This is a genomic window from Arthrobacter sp. UYEF20, from assembly GCF_040546335.1.
Taxonomy (GTDB): Bacteria; Actinomycetota; Actinomycetes; order Actinomycetales; family Micrococcaceae; genus Arthrobacter.
Genome location: NZ_JBEPNP010000054.1, coordinates 1 through 6149, shown reverse-complemented (window position 1 = coordinate 6149; position 6149 = coordinate 1). Strand labels below are relative to the sequence as shown.

Sequence of the window (6149 nt, the reverse complement as noted above, 5' to 3'; positions counted from 1 at the left end):
CCGCAAAAAGCTGCAGCGGGTCCTAGGGCTAAGACCTATGAGACGGCATGGGCGTGGATGCACAAGCTCCGCCGCGCCATGGTCCCCCCCGAACGCACAACCCGGCGGGCGTCCTTGCTGCTGGCATGGCGTCCTCGGCTGGTGTCACCGCCGGTCCCCGAACTCGCCCTTCCCGGCCCGGCCAGCCGGGGGAGTCCGCGGCTCCGTGCCGGCCACCTGGCGTGTCCCGGCTTGGTAAATGGCGGCGTCCCTCCGGGACGCGCATCCTGTTTTGGTGGCCCCGTGGCACCGTGCGGTCTTCGTCGGGCCTATGAGGAAGCCTCTGCGCGAGTCCAGGACTCAAGCGCGGAGGCTCCCGGTTCTCCAAGCTGGGGGACTGGAGAACCACTCTCAGGGTACCCGCCGGCGTGACGTCCTGGCCGCAGGGCTGCCCGGAGGTGCGGCCTTCCGGTCACCGCCGGCGGGGGCGGCCCCGGGTTCTCCCGGCCAGCCATCCGGGAACTGCGGCGTCCAGGAGCTTGACCTTGAGAGGGTCGAGTTCGCCGCGGCGGCGTTTGTACCGCTGGGTGTGGATCCACACCCCGAGGTTGTGTTCGTGCTCGGAGCCATAGTCGTGGTGGCGTGGCCAGTCATTGCCTTCCTGCAGGAAGTCCACGAGCTGGGCGAGTCGGTCGTGCCAGTGGGCTTCGTCTGCGACTGCCCGATGGTTTTCGGACCACCCTGGCACCCGGGCGAGGCCCTCGCTGTAGGCCGGGTCCAGGGTCCCTTCGGCTGCTTCGCGCCGGCGCCCGGACAGCCACAGCGCGAGCGACCGTTCGCCCCGGTCGGCCGAACGGCCGTCTGGGAGCCGCCCTTCGGCCGAGACCCAGGCGATGACCTCTTCCATGCGGGCAAGGTCCCTGGGGGAGGGGTACGGAACGGGGACGGCGCCGGCGGCAGCGTGGTGTTCGGCCTCAAGCCCCGGGTCCTGGCGGCGGGCGATGACCAGATGCTATCCAACGGCGGCGGGCGGAACGCGCACGAGCGCAGCGATGCGTTTCCGGCTCAGTCCGAGCCGGTACATCAGCACCCATTCCGCGTCAGGAGCGCGCCGCAACCGCCTGTCCATGATGGACCCCATCCTGCCACGGCACCTGCCACTACTCCTGGCAGCAGGGTCATGCCACCGGGCACAGCGAAGGGCGCACCTCTTGGTCAGAGATGCGCCCTTGGCCTGTGTTCGGGGTCAGTCCTTTTTGAAGGCGTCCTTGACCTTTTCGCCGGCCTGCTTCAAATCACCTTTGGCCTGGTCAGCCTGGCCTTCAGCCTTCAGCCTTTCATCGCCTGTGGCATTTCCGGCAGCTTCCTTGCCCTTACCGCCAGCCTTCTCGGCAGCGTTCTGAATCTTGTCGCCTAGTCCCATGGTGTTTCCTCCTCTGGTTGGCAGCCGATCAATCCGGCCATAACTCTATAGTAAGCATGCTTAGGGTAAGGATTTCAAGCCCGCTGTGTTCCGTTCGTTAGGGGCTGGCGTTCCCGTCCGGTTCGGGGAGGAACCGACTTGCGGTCACCGATTTGGATGGCGTCCGCTGGCGCGGCCGGCTGTTGGGTCCAGTGCTGTCCGTCGCAGAACTCCGGGCCGCCCTGGCCCTTGTCTACGTCTTCGACGTTTTTTGGTTGCTGTCCTCCGGATTCTAGGCGTCCGCTCCACCCCGTCTAGCCCCTCCTTCGTCGGGGCCTGCGGTGCAGGAATTTCCCTCCGGCGCTCCTTCGTCGCTGATTTCCTGCAGGAATTTCCTGCCCCTTGCCCTGCGGGTAGTCAGGGCTCCGTCGGCCGCCGAGCAAGCGAGCTTGCCAGCAACCAAAAAACAACGGGGGGAGAGGGGACGCTGGCCGGTCACTTGAGCCGCCCCACCCACCAAAATCCTCTGCAAAAGGAGCAAGACCATGAATGCAGTAACCACTAAGACGGTGACCACTCAGGACACCGGCGAAACGATCGACGGTGCGACCGTGCTGGGCGATTACCACGTGAACGGCGGCTACGACTGGATGGAAACTTATCGAAGAGCACGGCTGGGCCGTCGTCCCCAGCTGGGGCAGTGACGGCTGGGACCTTGGTAATTGGCCCTACGTCATGGTCGCCGCCACCCGCACAGCTGACAGCATCGGGAACCTGTTCGGCGTCGCCACGTACTGCGAAGGCGACGTGAGCTGCACCTACTACCGGACCAAGGCCCGGCAATGGGACGCAATCACCGAACAGGCATTCTTCCATTGGAAGAAAGGCCAGGCCCACGGCCCGGACGACCTGCCCGAAGCCGCCGCAGAACTTCCCAGCCGGTACCGCATGCCGTACATGGCCAACGTCGCCTAAACCTGCTGAAACCTTGCCGGGCGGAACCACCGCCCGGCAAGGTCCGCCCCTCCAAAGGACTGGACCGGCCGAAAGGTTCGGGCGGTCCGCCGCCGGTGGTTCAGCCGGGAACCATTCGATGCCGGCGGCGATGATGACCCCGGCGGCCTCGCAGTCGCGGGCCAGCTGTTCAAGGTCGGTCCCGTCGGTTCCTCCCTTCCAGCCAGGGTGCGCGACGCAATCGATGTGCCGGAATCGAGCTAACCACCGCAGACAACGTCGTTCAACGGCTCTGGGAGAAGTGGGCTTTCATCGCCTCGGCGGGCGTAATAACGTGCCAGTTCCGGAACGACATCGGCGCAATTATGGAAGCCGGCGGTGAAACCTATATTCGTGATGCCATCGCGGAGACAGAGGGTGTCGCCGGTGCCGCCGGGGACCCGATCCGCCCTACCGGTCACGAGCAGAGCGTGCAGATCCTCATTGCGCCAGGATCGTCGTTTACATCCTCGCTGTATCGCGACCTCAAAAAGGGCCGGGCCGTGGAAGCAGAACACATCCTCGGAACCTTGGCCGTGCGCGCTGACGCTCCCAACGTCGCCGTCCCGCTCCTCAAGCTCGCCCTCGTCCAGATACGCGCGCACCACGTCCGCGTGCGATAGAAAACAGTCGCCGACTGCGCCTGCTCGTGTCTACCTGGGCGGCGCTCTCTACAGGTCAGGTCGGCCCAGTAGGGCCCGAAACGGCTTCCAAATACGGCCTGACCGCACTCCCCGGTTTCCGATGACCAGATCTGATAGTTGACAGTGCAAACCGTTTTGGCTAATGTGACTTACACGACATACAAAACGTTTTGCAAAGGGGCAAGTTCGTGGCAAAAGTAGGCATCCGGGATGTGGCGAGAGCTGCACAGGTTTCCGTCACGACGGTGTCGCACGCCCTGAGCGATACGCAGGGGTCCCGCGTCAATGCCTTGACGAGGGAGCATGTCCGGGCGGTCGCCGAGGACCTCGGTTATGCCCCGAACAGGTTGGCGAGCGGGCTCCGCAACCAGCGCTCGTATCTGCTCGGTCTGGTGAGCGATGAGATCGCGACGACTCCTTTTGCCGGCGAGATGATTCTGGGGGCGCAGGATGCTGCGTATGAGCGCGGGTGGCTCCTGATGATGCTGGATACCGCCAGCGATCGTGAGCTGGAAAAGCGGCAGATCAGCACCCTGCTTCAGCACCAGGTCGATGGCATCGTCTACGCGAAGATGTACCATCAGCGGGTCGGGCTCCCGGCCGAACTGGCTGGAGTGCCGACCGTCCTTCTGGATGCCGTTTCGGAGGACGGAATTGTGTCCTCTGTGGTCCCGGATGAAGTGGAGGCCGCCCGGGCCGCCGTACGCGCCCTGATCGGTGCCGGGCACCGGAGCATCGGATTCATCACCAACATCGATGACATTCCCGCCACGCACGGACGGTTCCGGGGCTACCGGGAGGCGCTGAGGGAGGGCGGCATCGAATTTGATCCCGCACTGGTCGTCGAAGCTGTATCGGAGGCCCACGGCGGCAGAACGGCTGCATATCAATTGCTCTCCCGTCCCGAGCGTCCGACGGCCCTGTTCTGCTTCAATGACCGGATGGCCATGGGCGCCTACCAGGCCGCCGGCTCCCTCGGTCTGAAGATTCCGCACGACGTTTCCGTCGTCGGGATTGACAATCTCGAACTGATCGCCGGGAGCCTGTGGCCGGGTCTGACAACGGTGGCGCTTCCCCACTACGGCATGGGCCGCTGGGCCGTAACCCGGCTCCTGGACGAAATCGAAGGGACGGAAGAGGCCGAACCCGTCCACATAATGTTCGACTGCCCGCTGATCGAGCGCGGGTCAGTCGCTCCGCCGCTGCAGATCTGAGGGCAGCGGCTCACGCAAGTACCCTGGTCCACACAAAATGGGAGCGCGGCCGCAGCAACGGCCACGCTCCCGTGTGCGGAGCCGGATCATCCACGCAGGAATCAAGCAGAAAGATTCACCAACAATGAATAATCGTCTCAAGCGGCTCCTGGCCGCCAGTCTAACCGGTGCCGCTCTCATCGGCAGTGTTGCCGCCTGCGGTTCAGGAACCGGAAACTCCAAGGACGGAGCCAACGGCGAAGTCACCCTCTGGACCCACAACGCCGGAAACCCGGACGAACTGGGGGCCATCCAGTCCGTCGTGGACGCGTACAACCAGAGCCAGACCAAGGTCAAGGTCAAGGTCCAGGCTTTCCCTCAGGACTCCTACAACGACTCCGTTGTGGCTGCGGCTTCGGCGAATAAACTTCCATGCATCGTCGACATCGACGGGCCGAACGTCCCGAACTGGGCGTGGTCGAAATATCTGACGCCACTGAAGCTCTCTGCGGATCTGTCCCAGAACCTTCCCAGCACCCTGGGCAAATGGAACGGTGGGACCTACTCGGTCGGCTACTACGATGTGGCCCTGGCCATGCTGGCCCGCGCTTCGGATCTGAAAGCGGCCGGTGTGCGGGTGGCTACCGCGGACAAGCCATGGACTAAGGACGAATTCGACGGGGCACTGGCCGCGCTGAAGAAGCTGGGCAAATGGGACAACCCGTTGGACCTCGGCACGGCAGGTACGGGTGAATGGCTCCCTTACGCCTACTCACCGTTCCTGCAGTCCTTCGGCGGGGACCTGATCAACCGCAACGACTACCAGGGCGCTGACGGCGCCCTTAACTCTGACAAGGCGGTCGAGTGGGCCAACTGGTTCCATGGCCTGATCGCCAAGGGCTACGCCGCGCAAAAGAGTGGCAAGGACTCCACCGCAGACTTCCTGAACAACAAGAGCGCCATCGTCTACACGGGCAGCTGGGCCGCGGACAAGGCCCGCACAGCCCTCGGCGATGACCTGGTCGTCCTGCCCTCCGTCGACCTGGGCAACGGCCCGAAGATCGGCGGCGGATCCTGGCAGTGGGGTGTGACCACGGGCTGCAAGAACCCGGACGCTGCGATGGACTATCTCTCCTTCTCCCTCAAGCCGGAAAACATCGCCAAGGTCGCCAAGGCAACCGGTACGATCCCTGCCACCGATGCTGCTGCTGCCCTGGTCCCCGGCTACGAGCCGACGGGCAAGAACCGGGCCTTCCTCGACTTCTCCAAGAAGTCTGCCGTGCTGCGGCCTGAAACACCGGCCTACCCGTTCATCGCCACCGAGTTCGGCAAGGCAACACAGGACATCATTTCCGGCGCCGACCCGAAACAGGTCCTGGACAAGACCGTCAAGAACATTGATGCCAACATCAAGTCCAATAACGGCTACAAGAACTAGCCCGCTTCCGGGGTGCCGCGTTGCGATCGAACCGGCGCGGCACCCCGGACCCGGACCCGGACCCACTCAGGACAAGACACGATGAAATCCTCTCCAGCCCCGGCATCATTGCCGACATCCGCACGGGCCATCCCTTCACCCTCGTCACCGCCGGAACCACTTCGGATTAAGCAGTACCACCGCCGCGAGCAGCGCGCCGGATGGGCCATGCTGAGCCCGGCTCTGATTCTGCTTCTGCTCTTCGTTTTCGTGCCGGCGATGCTCGCATTCGGGCTGGCCTTTACCAACGCACGCCTGATCTCACCGAACCCGCCAACGTTCGTCGGGCTGGATAACTTCGTCCGTCTGTTCGCGGATGAGACGTTCTATCGTGCCCTGCTGAACGTGGCGTACTTCGCCATCATTGTGGTCCCGCTGCAGGCCGGGGTGGCCCTGATCATGGCGCTGCTGGTCAACGCCAAGGTCCGCGGAGTGAACTTCTTCCGCACCGTGTATTTCCT

6 protein-coding genes and 1 pseudogene are annotated in these 6149 nt (G+C 64.1%); 5 read left to right on the top strand and 2 right to left on the bottom strand.

The window, feature by feature from the left end; genetic code table 11:
- Positions 1-451: 451 nt before the first annotated feature.
- A complete protein-coding gene (locus ABIB26_RS23485; protein ID WP_354248599.1) occupies positions 452-886 on the bottom strand; it encodes a helicase associated domain-containing protein in 435 nt (144 codons plus the stop codon).
- A gap of 339 nt (positions 887-1225) precedes the next feature.
- Positions 1226-1402: a CsbD family protein gene (locus ABIB26_RS23480; RefSeq protein WP_354248598.1), complete on the bottom strand. Its 177-nt coding sequence runs from the start codon at positions 1400-1402 to the stop codon at positions 1226-1228.
- A 524-nt stretch (positions 1403-1926) separates the two neighbouring features.
- Between ABIB26_RS23480 and ABIB26_RS23475 the strand changes: the two are divergent.
- The 5 genes and pseudogenes from ABIB26_RS23475 to ABIB26_RS23455 all read left to right on the top strand — a co-directional run.
- A pseudogene (locus ABIB26_RS23475) lies at positions 1927-2356 on the top strand (hypothetical protein).
- A gap of 233 nt (positions 2357-2589) precedes the next feature.
- A complete protein-coding gene (locus ABIB26_RS23470; protein ID WP_354248601.1) occupies positions 2590-2997 on the top strand; it encodes a ketopantoate reductase C-terminal domain-containing protein in 408 nt (135 codons plus the stop codon).
- A gap of 209 nt (positions 2998-3206) precedes the next feature.
- Complete coding sequence (locus ABIB26_RS23465; RefSeq protein ID WP_354248596.1) at positions 3207-4232, top strand: LacI family DNA-binding transcriptional regulator; 1026 nt, start codon at positions 3207-3209, stop codon at positions 4230-4232.
- A 124-nt stretch (positions 4233-4356) separates the two neighbouring features.
- On the top strand, positions 4357-5649 hold the full coding sequence (locus ABIB26_RS23460) for a sugar ABC transporter substrate-binding protein (protein ID WP_354248595.1): 1293 nt from the start codon (positions 4357-4359) through the stop codon (positions 5647-5649).
- A 207-nt stretch (positions 5650-5856) separates the two neighbouring features.
- A partial coding sequence (locus tag ABIB26_RS23455; protein WP_502913736.1) for a carbohydrate ABC transporter permease occupies positions 5857-6149 on the top strand: 293 nt, incomplete at its 3' end.

What these genes read in the sequence shown, in the direction of transcription:
- ABIB26_RS23460 (WP_354248595.1), top strand. Translation starts at nt 4,357, where the DNA reads ATGAATAATCGTCTCAAGCGGCTCCTGGCCGCCAGTCTAACCGGTGCC.
- ABIB26_RS23485 (WP_354248599.1), bottom strand. Translation starts at nt 886, where the DNA reads ATGGAAGAGGTCATCGCCTGGGTCTCGGCCGAAGGGCGGCTCCCAGAC.
- ABIB26_RS23480 (WP_354248598.1), bottom strand. Translation starts at nt 1,402, where the DNA reads ATGGGACTAGGCGACAAGATTCAGAACGCTGCCGAGAAGGCTGGCGGT.